Annotated in this window: 17 protein-coding genes; 6 read left to right on the top strand and 11 right to left on the bottom strand. The window is 68.2% G+C overall.

The window, feature by feature from the left end; all coding sequences use genetic code 11:
- Positions 1-27: 27 nt before the first annotated feature.
- The 4 genes from JOD31_RS09485 (at position 28) to JOD31_RS09500 (ending at position 3,906) form a co-directional block, all read left to right on the top strand.
- On the top strand, positions 28-252 hold the full coding sequence (locus tag JOD31_RS09485) for a ubiquinol-cytochrome-c reductase complex assembly factor 3 (RefSeq protein ID WP_246482408.1): 225 nt from the start codon (positions 28-30) through the stop codon (positions 250-252).
- Positions 249-1,187, top strand: a complete 939-nt coding sequence (locus JOD31_RS09490; protein WP_204950077.1) for a site-specific tyrosine recombinase XerD — start codon at positions 249-251, stop codon at positions 1,185-1,187. The genes JOD31_RS09485 and JOD31_RS09490 overlap by 4 nt, the downstream gene beginning before the upstream one ends.
- 104 nt (positions 1,188-1,291) lie before the next feature.
- Positions 1,292-2,245: an acetyl-CoA carboxylase carboxyltransferase subunit alpha gene (locus JOD31_RS09495; RefSeq protein WP_204950078.1), complete on the top strand. Its 954-nt coding sequence runs from the start codon at positions 1,292-1,294 to the stop codon at positions 2,243-2,245.
- A gap of 116 nt (positions 2,246-2,361) precedes the next feature.
- A complete protein-coding gene (locus JOD31_RS09500; RefSeq protein WP_204950079.1) occupies positions 2,362-3,906 on the top strand; it encodes a L,D-transpeptidase family protein in 1,545 nt (514 codons plus the stop codon).
- Positions 3,907-4,046: 140 nt separating this feature from the next.
- Here the strand turns inward: JOD31_RS09500 and JOD31_RS09505 are convergent, their stop codons facing one another.
- From JOD31_RS09505 to soxY, 9 genes are all read right to left on the bottom strand, one after another.
- Positions 4,047-5,804, bottom strand: coding sequence for a metallophosphoesterase family protein (locus JOD31_RS09505; protein WP_204950080.1), 1,758 nt, complete (start codon positions 5,802-5,804; stop codon positions 4,047-4,049).
- A gap of 417 nt (positions 5,805-6,221) precedes the next feature.
- Positions 6,222-6,710, bottom strand: a complete 489-nt coding sequence (locus JOD31_RS09510; RefSeq protein ID WP_246482409.1) for a DsrE family protein — start codon at positions 6,708-6,710, stop codon at positions 6,222-6,224.
- Between the two features lie 55 nt (positions 6,711-6,765).
- The gene (locus tag JOD31_RS09515) at positions 6,766-8,028 is read right to left on the bottom strand and encodes an NAD(P)/FAD-dependent oxidoreductase (protein ID WP_204950436.1); all 1,263 of its coding nucleotides are present in this window, start codon (positions 8,026-8,028) and stop codon (positions 6,766-6,768) included.
- A gap of 8 nt (positions 8,029-8,036) precedes the next feature.
- The gene (locus JOD31_RS09520) at positions 8,037-8,228 is read right to left on the bottom strand and encodes a c-type cytochrome (RefSeq protein WP_204950082.1); all 192 of its coding nucleotides are present in this window, start codon (positions 8,226-8,228) and stop codon (positions 8,037-8,039) included.
- A 139-nt stretch (positions 8,229-8,367) separates the two neighbouring features.
- The gene (locus JOD31_RS09525) at positions 8,368-9,042 is read right to left on the bottom strand and encodes a c-type cytochrome (RefSeq protein WP_204950083.1); all 675 of its coding nucleotides are present in this window, start codon (positions 9,040-9,042) and stop codon (positions 8,368-8,370) included.
- On the bottom strand, positions 9,026-10,291 hold the full coding sequence (gene soxC / locus JOD31_RS09530) for a sulfite dehydrogenase (RefSeq protein ID WP_204950084.1): 1,266 nt from the start codon (positions 10,289-10,291) through the stop codon (positions 9,026-9,028). Before soxC ends, JOD31_RS09525 begins: the two co-directional genes overlap by 17 nt.
- Positions 10,292-10,320: 29 nt before the next feature.
- On the bottom strand, positions 10,321-12,015 hold the full coding sequence (soxB, locus tag JOD31_RS09535) for a thiosulfohydrolase SoxB (RefSeq protein WP_204950085.1): 1,695 nt from the start codon (positions 12,013-12,015) through the stop codon (positions 10,321-10,323).
- Between the two features lie 92 nt (positions 12,016-12,107).
- A complete protein-coding gene (gene soxZ, locus JOD31_RS09540; RefSeq protein WP_204950086.1) occupies positions 12,108-12,437 on the bottom strand; it encodes a thiosulfate oxidation carrier complex protein SoxZ in 330 nt (109 codons plus the stop codon).
- A 45-nt stretch (positions 12,438-12,482) separates the two neighbouring features.
- Positions 12,483-12,947: a thiosulfate oxidation carrier protein SoxY gene (soxY, locus tag JOD31_RS09545; RefSeq protein ID WP_204950087.1), complete on the bottom strand. Its 465-nt coding sequence runs from the start codon at positions 12,945-12,947 to the stop codon at positions 12,483-12,485.
- A gap of 237 nt (positions 12,948-13,184) precedes the next feature.
- On the opposite strand from soxY, the gene soxA reads away from it, so the two are divergent.
- Together soxA and soxX are read left to right on the top strand one after the other, a co-directional pair.
- On the top strand, positions 13,185-14,039 hold the full coding sequence (gene soxA, locus JOD31_RS09550) for a sulfur oxidation c-type cytochrome SoxA (protein ID WP_204950088.1): 855 nt from the start codon (positions 13,185-13,187) through the stop codon (positions 14,037-14,039).
- 16 nt (positions 14,040-14,055) lie between these two features.
- The gene (gene soxX / locus JOD31_RS09555; protein WP_204950089.1) at positions 14,056-14,670 is read left to right on the top strand and encodes a sulfur oxidation c-type cytochrome SoxX; all 615 of its coding nucleotides are present in this window, start codon (positions 14,056-14,058) and stop codon (positions 14,668-14,670) included.
- Positions 14,671-14,694: 24 nt separating this feature from the next.
- Here soxX and JOD31_RS09560 read toward each other — a convergent pair whose 3' ends face one another.
- Positions 14,695-15,168, bottom strand: coding sequence for a SoxW family protein (locus tag JOD31_RS09560; RefSeq protein ID WP_271206123.1), 474 nt, complete (start codon positions 15,166-15,168; stop codon positions 14,695-14,697).
- Between the two features lie 98 nt (positions 15,169-15,266).
- Positions 15,267-15,989, bottom strand: coding sequence for a cytochrome c biogenesis CcdA family protein (locus JOD31_RS09565; RefSeq protein WP_204950091.1), 723 nt, complete (start codon positions 15,987-15,989; stop codon positions 15,267-15,269).
- Positions 15,990-16,043: the final 54 nt, after the last annotated feature.

Below are 16,043 nucleotides of genomic sequence, written 5' to 3' on the forward strand. Positions count from 1 at the left end.
GTCTTTGACCGGACGAGGCGGACAGCCATGCCGAGCTTGATGCGCTTTCTGACCGTGGTGGCCGTGATCGCCGGGCTCGGCTTCGGCGCGATCTACGCGCTTGCGACTCTCGTCACGCCCCGCACCCGCGAAATGGTCGTCACCATCCCGGCGGCGAAGCTGCGGCCGCCCGCGCCCGCGACGGCGCAGGACGGCGCCGATCGCTCCGCCGGCGCGCGCGCCGCCGCGACCGACGCCGTCGAGACCCGATGACCGTTCCGGACAGCCGCCACGTCGAGGCGTTCCTGGAAATGGCGAGCGCCGAGCGCGGCGCGGCGCAGAACACGCTCGACGCCTATCGACGCGACCTCGACGACTACATCGGCTTCCTGGCGGCCCTCGGCCGGGGCGTGACGTCCGCGACCGCAGACGACGTCCGCGCCTATCTCGCCGATCTTTCGGACCGCGGCTTCAAGGCCTCCTCGGCCGCGCGCCGGCTGTCCGCCGTGCGCCAGCTCCACAAGTTCCTTTATGGCGACGGCCTCCGCGCCGACGATCCGACCGCGGCGCTCGAAGGCCCGCGGCGGGGCCGACCGCTGCCGAAGATCCTCTCGGTGGACGAGATGGAGCGCCTGATCGTCGCCGCGGGCGACGCCGGCCCCGAGCCGACGCCGCGCGCGCGGCTGGCCGCCGCCCGTCTCGCCTGCCTGCTCGAACTCGCCTACGCCACGGGCCTGCGCGTCTCCGAACTCGTCGGCCTGCCGCGCTCCGCCGCCCGGCCCGCGGCGCAGGCGATCGCGGTCAAGGGCAAGGGCGGCCGCGAACGCCTCGTGCCGCTGACGCCGCTCGCGAAGGAGGCGATGACGTCCTATCTCGCGGCGCTTGGGGACATGGGCCGCGACGCCCGCGGCCCGTGGCTCTTCCCAGCGCCGGGCGAAAGCGGCCACCTCACCCGCCAGGTCTTCGCGCGCGAGCTGAAGGCCGTCGCCGCCAGGGCCGGACTGTCGCCCGCCAAGGTCAGCCCGCACGTGCTGCGCCACGCCTTCGCGAGCCATCTCGTGCAGAACGGCGCGGACCTGCGCGCCGTGCAGCAGATGCTCGGCCACGCCGACATCGCGACGACGCAGATCTACACCCACGTTCTCGACGAGCGCGCCCGAGCGATGGTGCGCGACCTGCATCCGTTGGGGGACGCGGAGACCGTTTGACCGCCGCGCCTTGACTTTCGTAGGCCTCGCAAACCAAGTTGCGCCCGCTCCGCAAGGACCAGCGCCCCCTTTTGCCCCGGCGCATGCGGCGCGGAGCGGAGCCTATGAAAAGCTATCTCGATTTCGAAAAGCCGGTCGCCGAGCTGCAGGCCAAGATCGCTGAACTCCGAACCCTCGGCGAGGGCGGCGACGCGGTCGCGATCGACGAGGAGATCTCCCGCCTCGAGGCCAAGTCGGTCGCGGCGCTGAAGGAGCTCTACGCGAATCTGACGCCGTGGCAGAAGACGCTGGTGGCGCGGCATCCGAACCGGCCGCACTTCGTCGACTTCGTCCAGGGCCTCGTCGAGGACTTCACCCCGCTCGCGGGCGACCGGAAATTCTCCGAGGACGAAGCGATCGTCGGCGGCGTCGGACGCTTCCGCGGCGAGGCCGTCATGGTCATCGGCCAGGAGAAGGGCGCGGACACCACGTCCCGCCTCAAGCACAACTTCGGCATGGCGAAGCCCGAGGGCTACCGCAAGGCGGTGCGCCTGATGGAGACGGCGGATCGCTTCGGCCTGCCGGTGATCGCTCTTGTCGACACCGCAGGGGCCTTCCCCGGCATCGAGGCGGAGGAGCGCGGCCAGGCCGAGGCGATCGCCCGCTCGACGGAAGCCTGCCTCAACCTGACCGTCCCGAACGTCGCGGTCGTCATCGGCGAGGGCGGCTCCGGCGGAGCGATCGCGATCGCGACCGCCAACGCCGTGCTGATGCTGGAGCATTCGATCTACAGCGTGATCTCGCCCGAGGGCGCGGCCTCGATCCTGTGGCGCGACGCCGCGAAGGCGCAGGACGCCGCGACCAACATGAAGATCACATCGGCGGACCTGCTCCGCCTGGGCGTGATCGACGGCGTGGTGGCCGAGCCGCTCGGCGGCGCGCACCGGGCGCCGGACGTGGTGATCAAGGCCGCCGGCGACGCCATCGCCGGCGCGCTCGCGCGCTTCTCCAACATGGCTCCCGAGCAGATCCGGGACGAGCGCCGGCGGAAATTCCTGGCGATCGGCCGTTCCCTCTGAGCGTCTTTTGGACGTCGTCAACGATTCGGTAAGCTTGCGGTAACCTGCAGGTAAGGGTATCGATCGTTAAGTTCGGGAACGCGTAAGCCGTCGTCCGCCGTCCTCGGGGCCTCTCAATGTCCGTCGTTCGCTCAGCGTTCGCCGCCGTCGCAGCACTCGCCGCGCTCACCGTGGCGGGCTGCAAGGACGAGCAGGCGACCACCGCACGCAGCATCCAGTCCATTCCCGCGGCGACTGTGGCTCTGATGTCCGAGAAGGGCATGAAGCGCACGGACCCAATGCTCCTCCGCATCTACAAGGAGGAGTCGAAGGCCGAGGTCTGGAAGAAGCGCAGCGACGGCCGTTACGCCCTGCTGAAGAGCTACGACATCTGCCGCTGGTCGGGGACGCTCGGTCCCAAGATCAAGGAAGGCGACAAGCAGGCGCCCGAGGGCTTCTACTCCGTCGGTCCGGCGCAGATGAACCCGCGCTCGAACTACTACCTGTCGTTCAACATCGGCTTTCCCAACAAGTATGATCAGGCGCTGGGCCGCTCCGGCCGCCACCTGATGGTGCACGGCGACTGCCTCTCGGCGGGCTGCTACGCCATGACCGACGCCCAGATCGCCGAGATCTACGCCCTCGCCCGCGAGTCCTTCGCCGGCGGGCAGAAGGCGTTCCAGGTGCAGGCGCTGCCGTTCCGCATGACGGCTGAGAACATGGCGCGCCGCCGCAACAACCCGAACATCGCGTTCTGGCGGAACCTGAAGGAAGGCTCGGACAACTTCGAGGTGACGAAACTCGAGCCGAAGGTGGACGCCTGCGGGAAGAAATACGTCTTCAACGCCTCGGCGGGTCCGCTCTCGAGCTTCGAGCCGTCCGCGGCCTGCCCGACCTACACGGTGCAGCCGGAGATCGCGAAGGCGGTCGCCGCCAAGAAGCGCGCCGACGACGCGGTGATCGCCGCCCTGACCAAATCGATGGAACCGGCGCCGGAGTACGTCGCGCAGAACGGTCGCATGCGCCGCTCGCTCGACCAGCCCATCATCCAGATCGCCGCCGTGACGCCGTCGTCCTCGACCTCCGCCTCATCGGCCCAGGCCTTCGGGCCCGACGCCGGGACCGCGCGCGCGCTCGGAACGCCGCTCGGCGCCACGGGTCCGGCCACGCAGCAGATCGCGACCGTGGCGCTCCACACGCCCGTGCCGCCGGCCAATCCTGATCGCGCGCCGGCGTCGCAGGCTGTGGCAGCGGCGGAGAAGCCCGGCCTCTTCACCCGCATGTTCCGCGGTGACGAGCCCGCGACGACGGCGACGGCCGAGCCGGCGCCCGCGGCGCAGCCTCTGCCCGGCGCGGCGCCGGTCGTTGTCGCCCGGAAGCCGGCCTCCGGCCGCCGTGAGATCGCCGTCGAGCCCCCGGTGATGGCCTCGGCCGTCTCCCCGGCTCCTGCGGCCCGCGCCGAGGAGCCGCGCGCGTCCGGCATCGGCGGATGGGTGCGCAGCGTCGGCGGTCTGTTCGGCCGCGCCGAGGAACCCGCCCCGCAGCCGGCTCAGGTCGTGCCGACGTCCGCGCCCGAGGCCGCGCCGAAGCCGCGCGAGCGCTCGGCCCGCGCGCCGGACGCCTTCCAGCCGACGTCGAAGCTCGACCCGCGCGTCACGCCGGCCTTCGCCGCCTTCCAATAAGCCCAGCGGCGACGGTCGCGTCTCAACGGACGCCTCGCCCCTGAGGCTTAAGAGGCGTGTCGGGGGGCGCGGAAGCGCGGCCGCCACGTTGGCGATCGACCAGAATCTCCGGTCCGACCGTCGCGCCAAGACGCCACGACTCACGCTTCGAATTCGCCAGCCGTTGCAACGGGCGCCGTCGCCGCGCGGGGCGCGTCCGCGAGGTCGACCCGTTGTGGCTTGAGCAGCGTCAGACGTCCGTCGGCGGCCCCGAAGCGCTGGATCCAGAAATGGGGCCGCCCCATCACCGGCGACGGCGCGGAGATGATGCGGAGGTCGCCGCAGCGGCCGGTCCAGTCGACGTGGCGATGGCCATGCATCACCACCACGCGGCGCGCCGCGGGCTTCAGCTGCCGAAGAAACCAGCTGCCGTTGATCAGCGCCGTGCCGATGCGCTCCGACAGCGAGCGCGTCGGTCGGGGGTACTCCACGAGATGGTGGTGCAGCGCCACCAGCCAGCTGGCCTCGGGATGGGCGCGGATGACGGCGGTCGTCCGGCGTTCCTGCTCCGCGGGGAGCATGCCGAGCGCGTTGGTGAAGGAGAAATGCGTGTCGGCGTTGGAGTTGAGCAGGATCACTCCGAGCCCGTCGGGCGTGTCGGGCAGGCGCACCATGGGAAACGCCTCGTCCCACAGCGTGCTGACGTCGCGCCCGCGCTTGCCGCGGCCCGTGCGCACGAAGGTCGCAAGCGCTTGCGCATGGGGCTCGAGCCACTCCGCCAGGGTCGCGTCGAACGTGGCCTTGGGCCCGGCCACGACCACCCGCTCCGCCTGAAGGTCCGCGAGCAGGCCAAGCGCGCGCAACTCGCGCAGACGCTTGCCCGGCGAGAACGGCAGGTCGAGCCGCGCCGGGTTCGCGCGGTCCACGACGTTGACGTCATGGTTGCCGGGGAGGAACAGCATCCGCGCGCGCAGCGCGGGGTCCAGCGTCTCGAGCGCCTCCAGGAACTCCGCCCATTCCGACGAGCGCCCCGCGTCGGTCATGTCGCCGGTGACCAGCACGAGGTCGAGCGGCTCCGCGGCGTCAGCCCGCGCCAACGCCTCGAACGTGGCCGCCAGCCGCGCGTTGCCCTGAGGCCCTGCGCGGCCGCTCTCGATGCGGAAACCGAAGCGCTCGCCGACGGCGTGCAGGTCGGACAGGTGCGCGACCCGCCAAACCTTTCCGCCGGCCTCGGGGTCGTGGCTCTCCAGCGTCCTCGGCTGCCCCATCGCGGCGTCGGCTGCGCCCCAGGCCAGCGATCCGCCGGCCACATAGGCGCCGAACAGAACGACGCTGTTCGCGAAGGACGCGCCGAGCAGGGTGAGCGGGGACGCCAGATCGCCCCAGGAGCCGATCCAGCGGGAATGCGGCCAGGCCAACCAGGCCGCGGCCCCTGCGAGACACGACATCAGGACCGCCGCCGCGACCGCGGTGACCTGGCCCACCCGCGCGCCGTCCCGCCGGAACCACAGCGACAACCGGCGCCCCACGAAATGGCGCATGGCCTCCCGGCACAGCACGAAGCTCGGCTGCACCGCGAGGGCGTTCAGGGACCAGAAGCTTCGCTCGGCCAATCGGAAGGCCGGCCGGCCGCCCACGCCTGCGACGATCAAGGCCGCGGCGAGCGCCACGAAGGGCGCAACCCCGCTGAAGGCCTCCAGAGCGGTGCGCGAGACCGTCGACATCCAGGCCGTCGCCGCGAGCGGCGCGACCCCCAGCAACAGACAGGGCAGCCCGACCAGCAACAGCCAGGACAGGAGCAGCTTGGGCAGGCTGATCTCGACCAGCACCCACCCGGCCAGCGAGGCGAGCGACCAGACCTTGGTGCTCGACGCGTCGTCCTCGACGTCGCCGCGGCGCGGATCGATGAGGGGCGGCATGGGATCCCGTCGGGAGGAGGCGCGGGTCGCGTCCAGGGACGATATCGGCTTTTCGGATCTACGAGTCTCCACCTGCTCCTAATCCACTGAATTTCAAGCGATATCGATCCGACAGGCGGTCTGCGGTCTCGCAAGGACCGGGCCTCGCGGCGCGATCAGGTTGCGCGCGTCGGGCTCGGACGGGCGCGCTTCGATCAACGCCCGCTGGCGGGCGAAGACGCAAGACCGCGATGTCCCATCTCACGGATCCGTTCACCCCTTCTCGCCATCAGACGTTCCGGACGCGTTCGACGCCGCGCGCGAGGCGCCGTCGCCGGGCCGCTCGCGGAGGACGAAGGCCTTCCGGGACGTCTCGTCTGCCGAGCCGCGACGGCCAAGGCCTTGGTCCGTCAGAACCGCGGGGGTGCAGCCTGAGCGTCACCCGACCTTGACGTAGGCGAAGCCTTTGGTCTGGAGGGCGGCAACGGTCGCGACGCCAGACGGCACGAAAGAGATGAAGTCCGCCGTTCGCGCCCGCGACGGGTCCAGCTTGTTGCGCTTGAAGGTGATCTCGCAGAGATGGACCTTCAGGCCGTTCTTCGAGAGCGAGCTCGCCCGCTCGAACAGCTCCGGCGGCAGCGTCTCGCTCTTCCATTGCGTGTCGTCGAGCGTGTCGAGGAAGAACTTGATGCCGCCGCCATGCGCCACGAGCGCGATCTGAAGAGCGAACGGATCTCCGTTGTAAGCGGAGTAGTGGTTCGAGATGTTGTTGAGGGTCTGATCGAAACGAGCGACGTCGCCGAAATCACAATGGTAGAGGGCGGCGACCTCGCCTTCCTTCTTGATGTCGTCGAGCCCGAGATGGACAGGGGCAGCGATCGCGCGCCCGGTCGCCGCAGCCGCGCCGCCCAGCGCCGCTCCGGCCATTATGGCTCTCCTGCTGATCTCGCTCGCCATCGCGCTCTCCTTTTGGGTTAGGTTTTCACCCGAAGACGTCCGCGGTCATCGCGGCGTACCAGGCGTCAGCTTCGGCGACATTGCGCCGTCGGACCTCGTCGGGCTCGCCTGTGTCCGACACGAAGCCGGCGACCTCTTTGATCATGTCCCCGCGCGCCTCATAGACGCCGTCGACCTTCACGCAGTCTGTGGGCGCGATCAGGCTCCAGCAGGTGCTCTCGTAACGCGCCGGGAAACTCGGGGCGCCCGCGAGATCCGCGAGCGCTGCGAGCGCCGCCACCTTCGCCTGGCTGTTCGCGGCGAAGCCGGACTTCGGCATGTCGCCGGCGATCGCAGCGTCGCCGACCACGAAGACGGAAGGGTCGAACGTGGACCGCATGCTCGAGGGGTCGATCGGGCAATAGCCGGTCGCGTTCGCGAGCCCTGCATCGCGGGTGATCCAACCCGCCCGCTGCGCCGGGATGACGTTGACAAGGTCCGCGCGACGCTCTTCGAAGTCCGTCGTCACGGTCATCGCCGAAGGATCGACGCCCTTGATCCCGCCGTGGATCGTCGGGTCCTGCCATTCGACGACGCCGGGATAGCGTCCGTCCCAGCCCTCCTGGAACAGCGCCATCTTCGAGAACTTGTCCTTCGGGTCGAGAACAATGATGCGCGCCTTCGGCTTGCCGGCGGCGCGAAGCGCGTGCGCCATCATGGAGACGCGCTCGTAGGGCCCCGGCGGGCACCGGTAGGGATTGGGCGGCGCGATCATGACGATCAGACCGCCGTCGGGCACGGCGTCGAGCTTCGACTTCAGAAGCCTCGTCTGAGGCCCCGCCTTCCAGGCGTGCGGCATGACCTCGGCCGCCGCCTCGGAATAGCCCGGCACGGACGCGTAATCGAGGTCGATCCCCGGCGACAGGATCAGCCGATCGTATGGCAGGGGCATTCCGTCCGACAGCTCCACGAGCTTCCGTTCGCGGTCGATATGCTCGGCGGCCGCGCGGGCGATCCTGAGCCCGGGGCGCCGCGTCAGCGCGTCGTAGCCATGGACGAGCGACCCGAACGGCTTCAGACCGCCGAGATAGAGATTGGAGAAGAAGCAGGTCGTGTAGCTCGCCGCCGCTTCGACCAGCGTGACGTCGAGCGACCCCTCGCCCCAGATCGAGGCGTAGCGCGCAGCCGTGGCGCCGCCGACGCCGCCGCCCACGACGACGAGCCGTCGCCGGCGCGCGCCGCGCGCCCCCGACGCGGACGCGAGCGTCGCCGAGAGGCCGGCCAGAACGCCTCTTCGATCGGGCCGCATCGTGGCCATCAGTCTGGCCGCCGGACGGCAGGAAGCGCGGCGTAATAGCGAGCCAACGCGTCGATGTCGGCGTCGGCGAGACGGGAGGCGCGCGTGGTCATCACGTCCCGCTTCGGTCCGGCGGCGCGATAGGCGCGCAGCTTGTCCGCGATCTCGCCCGCGGGACGTCCCGCGATCGACGGGACGCCGGGGCGCGTCACGCCGGGCTCGTGGCAGGCGGCGCATCCCGCCGCCAGTACGCTTGTCTGCTCGACGGAGACGCCCGGCTGCCCAGCGGCGGACGCCCCGCAGAAGACGCCGAACGCCGCCGCGCAGATAGCGGCGCTCCAACCGCGGCGGTCACTCGACCCCCGCGCTTGGCTTCTCGTCCTTGTTGTCCTTCTGATCGTCTGGCGTGACGTCAAGGATAGCCGCATGACCTGTGACCTCGACCTTCGCCTTGCAGTTCGACATGCAAGGGTCGGTTCTCCAGAACGCCTTCTCGGTCGTCTCGCGATCGTCGTCGTAGAAGTTTTTCTCGTTCGGCAGATCCTTGGGGAAATTCTCTCTCGAAAGCACGAAATCGCTGGGAACGAGATCGTTTAAATTCATGAGATAGGCGGTGAGCGCATAGACCTCGTCGGGATTGAGCGACTGGGCTTCGCCGAAAGGCATGGCGCGGTGGATGTAGTCGTAGACCGTGGAGGCGTACGGCCAGAAGGATCCGATCGTTTTCTCCGGTCGATCGGACGTCAGGCTGTCCTTGCCGCCTGCGAGCACCGGCCAACGGCCGGCTCCTTCGCCGAATTCGCCATGGCAGATCGAACACTTGGTCTGGAACAGGGCCTCGCCGTCGCTGACCGATCCCTTGCCCTCCGGGAGCCCCTGGCCGTCGGGACGGACGTCGATGTCCCAGGCCTTGATCTCCTCGGACAGCGCCGGGCGTCCGAGCCCGACTTTTTCGCTCGCGCACGCAGCGCCGGGAAATGCGGCCGCAAGCGCCAGCAGCACGATCGCCTTAGCCGACTTCGACATTTTCCGCGCTCCCGTCCGGACGCACCAGCCAGGTCTGGATGCCGTTGTTGTGGTAGATCGAGTTGGTTCCGCGGAACTTGCGGAGTTCGTTCTTGGTCGGCTGCACGTAGCCGCTGTCGTCCATCGCGCGCGATTGCAACAGGAGCTCCTGCCCGTTCCAGTCGAAGTCCACGTAGAATCGGGCCATCGCGCGCGGGAACGTCGGACCCTCGATCCGCGCCGTCCGCCAATTCCTGCCGCCGTCCATCGAGACGTCGACGCGCTTGATCGCGCCGCGTCCCGACCAGGCCGCCCCTGACAGGACGTTCGGCCCCTTGGACGTCAGCGGCGCCTGGGGGCTCGGATTGGTCACCACGGATTTGGCGTCCATTAGGAACGTGTGCTGGCGCGAACGACCGTCGGCCAGCAGGTCGGTGTATTTCGAGGTCTCCTCGCGCTGCGCCCAGGGCTGGTCGCCGACCTCGACGCGGCGCAGCCATTTGATCCACATGTTGCCTTCCCAGCCGGGCACGACCAGCCGAAGCGGATAGCCCTGCTCAGGCCGCAGCGCCTCGCCGTTCATCGCCCAGGCGACAAGGCAGTCGTCCATCGCCTTTTCGAGCGGGATCGAGCGCGTCATTGCGGACGCGTCGGCGCCTTCCGCGAGCACCCACTTGCCCTTGGCGCTCACGCCGGCCTCGTTCAGGAAAGCCTTCAGCGGCACGCCCGTGTAGACCACGTTGTGGATCATGCCGTGGGTGAATTGGCAGCCGTTGAGCTGCGAGCCGCGCCACTCCATGCCGCTGTTCGCCGCGCATTCGAGGAAGTAAACGCGGTTGACCCGGCCGGGCATGCGCTTGACGTCCTCCATGGTGAAGACGAGCGGCTTGTCCACCATGCCGTTGATCATGAAGCGGTGCTTTGCCGGGTCGATCTCGGCCTCGCCGCCGTGGTGCCGCACGAAGCACAGGCCGTTCGGCGTGATGACGCCGTCGAGCGCGTGAAGCGGCGTGAACGAGACCGAACTCTGTCGGCTTGCGGTCAGCCACTCGACCTCGCGTCGCACCACGTCCTTCTCGAATTTGGACGGGACGCCATAGGGCTTGGCGTTGACGCCGTCGCCGAGATACTGCGTCCACTCTTGGCGCTCGACGATCAGGGGGTCCGGCGTCTGCGCGGACGCGAGCGTCGGCGCCAGCGCCGCCGCTCCCGCGCCGGCGAGACCGAGATTGAGGACGCGCCGGCGGCTGAAGGCTTGAACGTCGCTCATGGCGCTCGCTTCCTGGCTGTGCTGTCCGGTCATGCGCCCGAGACCTTGATGGCGTCGGTCGGCTCGACCTTGATGGTCTTCCTGTCCGCGACGTGGCGCTCGACCAGCTCCCAGATCGGCGGTCCTTCGACGTTCTGGTTGACGCTCGCCCAGCCCGCGACCGTGTAGGACTTGTCGGCCTCGATCGACGCGCCGGATTTCAGCAGCGTGAGATTGGAGATGCGCCTGCCGATCGGCTGGGCGATGTCGATCGCGTAGCCGACGCCGCCAAGGCGCACCATGTCGCCGCCGCCTTGGAAGTATGGGTCCGGATTGAAGATGTTGTCGGCGACATCCTCGAGCACGTCCTTGAACTGCTTACCCGTCATGGTCGAGCGGTAGCAGTTCGGATAGGTGACCGCGGTCGCGTTCGAGATCGCCTCGAACGTGATCGGGTCGCCCGGCAGGAGGCTCGTGCCCCAGCGGAAGGCGGGCGACAGCGCGATCTCGACGTCGCGCTGCTCGATCATCGCCTGGCAGATGACGTCGTCGAGCGTGCCGTTGAAGTTGCCGCGCCGATAGAGGACGCTCTCGGTCCGGCCGATCTCGCGCGCAAGCTCTGCGGCGTAGGGAGCGCGCGCATCGGTCACGAGCTTCGCCATCTCGGCGTCCGGCGCGATCGCGTCGGAGAACACCGGGATAAGGCCGAAGCGATAGCCCGCGACCTTGCCGTCCTTCACGTCGAGGTCGAGCCGCGACAGGAACTTGCCGTGCGAACCGGACGCGATCAGGAGCGTCTTGTCGACCTCGATCGCGGTCGGAATGGCGTCGTGGGTGTGGGCGGTGAGGATCACGTCGATCCCCCTCACGCGGCCCGCCATCTTGCGGTCGACGTCGAAGCCGTTGTGCGAGAGCAGGACGACCACATCCGCGCCCCCCGAGCGCGCGCTCTCGACCTGTTTGCGCAGGTCGTCCTCACGCAGCCCGAACTCCCAGTCGGGGATCATCCAGCGCGGATTCGCGATCGGGGTGCGTGGATAGGCCTGGCCGATCACCGCGATCTTCGCGCCGCCGCGCTCGAAGACCTTGGCGGCGGGAAACACCTCCTCCTGCCATTCGAGGCTACGGATGTTCTGGGCGAGAAAGGCGAAGGGTCCGGCGTCGGCGATCTCCTTCACGCGCTCGGCGCCGTAGGTGAACTCCCAATGGCCGACCATGGCGTCGAGCTTGAGCGCCTTGAGGGCCGACAGCACGTCCTCGCCCTTGGTCTGCAGCGAGGTCCAGCTTCCCTGGAGTTCGTCCCCGCCGGCGAGGAGCAGAACGTTGTCGTCGCCGCGCTCGGCGCGGATCGCCTTGACGAGAGTGGCGATGCGGTCGAACCCGCCCATGCGGCCATAGGCCTTGGCGAGCGCGACGAAATCCTCGCTCGTCAGGGCGTAGGCCTGCGGGCTGTTCGGCTTGACCTTGAACTTGTCGAGAAAGGCCGCGCCGGTGAGGTGGGGCGGCAGACCCTTGGTTTCGCCGACCCCCAGATTGACCGAGGGCTCGCGGAAATAGATCGGGTTGAGCTGAGCGTGCGTGTCGGTGAGGTGAAGCAGCGTCACCTTGCCGACGGCGTCGAAGCGCAGGAGATCGTCCTGCGTCAGCTTTCCGCTCGACGCGGCCTGGGCGAGGCTTCGACCGGAAGCGGCGGTCAGGGAGGCCGCAGCCGTGGCGGCGACGACGAATTCTCGGCGGGATATCACGAGAGAGGACCTCTCCATCTCTGAACGCGGCCGGCCGCTCGCGCTCGGCGAATCCCGGGCGCGTCGTCAGGCGTCGCGATGCGCTTCGGTGGTTAGGCGACTTCGAGCTTCGCCTTGGCGGTCGTTTCCTGGCCGTTGTCGTCCTTCCACGTGAAGGTGAACTCGCCGGACTCTTTCGCCTTGAAGAAGAAGGCCTGGTAGGGATTGGCCGAGATCGACGGGAACCAGTCCGCCTCGAACACCACCGCGCCGTTGAACGCCGCCGTGAACGTGTTGATGATGTCGCGCGGCACGATCTTGCCGGACGCATCCTTGCGGACGCCGCTCTCCATCTCGTGGGAGACCAGCGTCTTCACTTCGATAATCTCGTCCTTCTTCGCCTTCGGTGGAACGCGGACACGGGCGGAAGTCTTGGTCGCCATCTGATCGCTCTCTCTTTCAGGATTTGGAGATCCGGCGGACGGGGGTCAGCCGCCGCATCCGCCGATCGTGACCTTCACCTCGGATCGCGCCGTATAGAGCTGGCCGGTCGAGGTTTCCGCGACAGCGATGACGTTCTGGGTCTGGGCGAGGCGCATCCGCAGCGACGCCGCCGCGCGGCCGCAGGCCGGCGTGAAGCGATAGGTCAGCACGCGGGGGAACGGATTTCCCTCGGCGAAGACGCTGACGGATTTCACGTAATCCGCCTCCGTCATCGGGCTTTCGACCTCGATGTTGATCGGCACGACCAGACCGTTCTCGGCGATCTCCGGCATGTCGAGCTTCAGCTTGCCGGTCGTCATCTCCCTGGCGCCGTAGAGCTTGTCGATTTCGGCCTTGACCTCCTCCGGCTTGGCGAAGGCGAGCCTCGGCGTCAGGGCGACGACGGCCGCGGCGATCGCCGCGACCCGCAACGCCTCCCGACGCGAATGAGCCTGCTCGAACAGCGTCATGCGATTCCTCCTGAAGCCGAACGCATCCGTAAGGCTCTGAATTTGAATTCTTTTTCTCAGTCGGCTGCATATGCGCAATCGACTGGCTTGAACATATTGTGATATAGAGTTTTTTGAATGTAAAGTCGCGTATCGGCCGATCGGCGATCCCAATGAAGGATCTGATCGGTTCGGGTGGACTCCCTGGCCGGCCGACTACGGCCGGTCTTCAAAAAAGAAAATGAGTGGGGAAGAAACATGAGATCGAAGCCCATCGGCGGCGCCCTCGCGGGCCTCGCTGCGATCGCGCTGACCTTGGGCCTGACGGCTCTCGGGTCGGCTCAGGACGGCGCAAGCTCCGGCGCCTCCAACAGCGCCGCGGAGATCGAGCGCTACCGGAAGATGATCGACGACCCGATGGCCAATCCGGGGTTCCTCAACGTGGACCGTGGCGAGGCGCTGTGGTCGGAAGCGCGTGGCGACAAGGCCGTCTCGCTCGAGACCTGCGATCTCGGCGAGGGGCCCGGCGTCCTCGAGGGCGCCTATGCGAAACTCCCTCGCTATTTCAAGGATTCCGATCAGGTCATGGACCTCGAGCAGCGGCTGCTCTGGTGCATGGAGAAGGTCCAGGCGTTTGACACGAAGGCGATCCGGGCGAAGCCATTCTCGGGTCCCGGCCGGGGGTCCGACATGGAGGATCTCGTCGCCTTCATCGCCAACAAGTCGAGCGGGATGAAGATCGAGGCGCCTCTCGCCCATCCGAAGGAGAAGGAACTCTACAGGATCGGCGAGGCGCTGTTCTTCCGGCGCTCGTCGGTCATGGATTTTTCCTGCGCGACCTGCCACGGAGCGCCCAACAAGCGAATCCGCACGACCGACCTGCCGCAGTTCGACACCCCCAATCCATCCGCTCAAGCCTCGATGGCGAGCTGGCCGACCTATCGCGTCTCGCAGAGCGCGACGCGGACGATGCAGCACAGGCTCTGGGACTGCTATCGCCAGATGCGCATGCCGGCGCCGGGCTACGCCTCGGAAGCCGTCACGGCCCTCGCCCTTTACCTCAACAAGAACGCTGAGGGGGGCGAGCTCAAAGTGCCCTCGATCAAGCGCTGATCCCGGGGGCCAAGCCATGACGACGAAGTTTCTTGTGTTCTCCGCCCTGCTGGCCGCCACGCCGGCGCTCGCGGCCGACGACGGCTCCGCCGTCGACGCTGCGCGCGTGGAAAAAACCGTGGCGTCCAGTTTCGCCAATGCGCCGGAAGGCTGGGACGACCGCCTCAAGCAGGACGACGCCCAGCGAATCTGCACCGAGACCCGCAACGAGCCGCCGGAAGAGCTGGCGGACAAGATTGTGGCGGCCGAAAAGGCCAAGGTGAAACTGCCGGAGGACGGCAAGGTGATCGGCGACTGGAAAGCCGGCGAGAAGGTCGCGCAGAACGGACGCGGTTTCCAGTTCAGCGACCCGCCGGGGACCGAGGCTGGCGGCAATTGCTACGCCTGTCACCAGCTCGACCCGAAGGAGACAAGCTACGGCACGCTGGGCCCGAGCCTGAAGGGCTATGGAAAGGGGTTCAAGTTCTCCGACGACGCCGCCAAGGCGACCTACGCCAAGATCTACAACGCTCAGTCCGTGCTGCCCTGCTCGAACATGCCGCGCTTCGGCGCGAACCATGTCCTGACCGAAACGCAGATGAAGGACGTGACCGCCTATCTGTTCGACCCGGCCTCGCCGGTGAACAAGTGACCTGACTCCCGAAGGCGCGGCGGGTCAGCCGCCCTGCCGCGCCTTCAGCCAAGTCTCGAACGAACCGTCGACATAGCCTCGTTCCGAAACGAAGCGGAACATCGCAAGGAAGTCCGGCTCGGCGAGCAGGCCCGGCATGCGCGCGACTTCGGCAAGCTCGCCATCGCGCGGCGCTATGAACTGGAAGGTCGGCGTCGTCCGCACCGCATGCTTGGCCGCGAGCGCCTTTTCTCGCAGCCTCTCGCCGTCGATGTCCGTCACCTCGCGCGATCCGAACGTGTCGAGGTGGACGATCTCGAACCGTTCCCGCACGAACGCCTCGATCTCCGGTTTCGCGAAATAGACCGTGTGGAGGCGCCTGCAGGCCGGGCAGCCGCGCATGCCCCACTGCACGGCGAAGATCTTGCCCTTCTCGGGAGCCGCCCGCGCATCGTCCGCCAGATCGAGGAAGCTCTCGAGATACCAGTCCTGAGCATAATTGCCGTCGTCGCCGAGCACGGGGGCTGCGTGAACTCGTGTCGCAAAAGGCGTCGAGGTTGCGAGTCCCAGGAACAGACGTCGATTCAGTCCGCCCGATCGCGTCATCGCGTGACTCCTCATCCGATCTCGGCCAAGGCCGGAAAGGTCTCGAGCAACCAGCCCGCCGCGGCTGGAACCCAGCCGCCGATGAAGGCGAGCCCCGTGACGATGAGCAACGCGCCCGAGATTTTCTCGATCAGGCCGAGCCGGGATCGCAGCGCCCGCGACCAGCGCAGGAACGCGCCCATGAAGGCCGCAGCCAGCAGGAAGGGCAGTCCGATCCCCGCCGAATAGGCGGCGAGCAGGGCCGCCCCGCGCCAGGCCGTCTGCTCCGCGCTCGCGACCATCAGAATGGCGGCCAGGATCGGCCCCACGCAGGGCGTCCAGCCGAAGCCGAAGGCGAGCCCGACGGCATAGGCGCCGAGCGGGCCGGTCGGCCTGCGTTCGACGCCGGCTCCGGCCTGTCGGTAGAGCAGCGGGATGCGCACGATCTCCATGAAATGCAGGCCGAACACCACGAGCAGGGCGCCAGCGGCGATCGTGAGCGGTTGGGCGTAGTTCGCGACCAATTGCCCAACCGTCGACGCGGTCGCTCCGAGCGCGACGAACACGGTCGAGAAGCCGGCGACGAAAGCGCTAGCGAGCGCAAGAACTTTGGCGCGCTGACGCTCGATCTGATCTGGCGAGGCGGCGCCGCTGATGAAGCCGAGATAAGCCGGCGTCAGCGGCAGCACGCAGGGCGAGGCGAAGGACAGAACGCCCGCAGCCGCCGCGCCCGCCAGGCTCACGTCAAGCGCCATCCCGATGCTCCCAAGCGGCCGACCCTCTCGGAACGGCGGAGTGGAATTCATATT

Source organism: Methylopila capsulata (genome assembly GCF_016907975.1).
Lineage (GTDB): Bacteria > Pseudomonadota > Alphaproteobacteria > Rhizobiales > Methylopilaceae > Methylopila > Methylopila capsulata.

Coding starts and splice junctions, on each gene's coding strand:
- JOD31_RS09525 (WP_204950083.1), bottom strand. CDS start 9,042: ATGTCGAAGTCGGCTAAGGCGATCGTGCTGCTGGCGCTTGCGGCCGCA.
- JOD31_RS09565 (WP_204950091.1), bottom strand. CDS start 15,989: ATGGCGCTTGACGTGAGCCTGGCGGGCGCGGCGGCTGCGGGCGTTCTG.
- soxA (WP_204950088.1), top strand. CDS start 13,185: ATGAGATCGAAGCCCATCGGCGGCGCCCTCGCGGGCCTCGCTGCGATC.
- soxZ (WP_204950086.1), bottom strand. CDS start 12,437: ATGGCGACCAAGACTTCCGCCCGTGTCCGCGTTCCACCGAAGGCGAAG.
- JOD31_RS09515 (WP_204950436.1), bottom strand. CDS start 8,028: ATGCGGCCCGATCGAAGAGGCGTTCTGGCCGGCCTCTCGGCGACGCTC.
- JOD31_RS09500 (WP_204950079.1), top strand. CDS start 2,362: ATGTCCGTCGTTCGCTCAGCGTTCGCCGCCGTCGCAGCACTCGCCGCG.
- JOD31_RS09490 (WP_204950077.1), top strand. CDS start 249: ATGACCGTTCCGGACAGCCGCCACGTCGAGGCGTTCCTGGAAATGGCG.
- soxY (WP_204950087.1), bottom strand. CDS start 12,947: ATGACGCTGTTCGAGCAGGCTCATTCGCGTCGGGAGGCGTTGCGGGTC.
- JOD31_RS09495 (WP_204950078.1), top strand. CDS start 1,292: ATGAAAAGCTATCTCGATTTCGAAAAGCCGGTCGCCGAGCTGCAGGCC.
- JOD31_RS09510 (WP_246482409.1), bottom strand. CDS start 6,710: ATGGCCGGAGCGGCGCTGGGCGGCGCGGCTGCGGCGACCGGGCGCGCG.
- JOD31_RS09485 (WP_246482408.1), top strand. CDS start 28: ATGCCGAGCTTGATGCGCTTTCTGACCGTGGTGGCCGTGATCGCCGGG.
- JOD31_RS09505 (WP_204950080.1), bottom strand. CDS start 5,804: ATGCCGCCCCTCATCGATCCGCGCCGCGGCGACGTCGAGGACGACGCG.
- soxC (WP_204950084.1), bottom strand. CDS start 10,291: ATGAGCGACGTTCAAGCCTTCAGCCGCCGGCGCGTCCTCAATCTCGGT.
- soxX (WP_204950089.1), top strand. CDS start 14,056: ATGACGACGAAGTTTCTTGTGTTCTCCGCCCTGCTGGCCGCCACGCCG.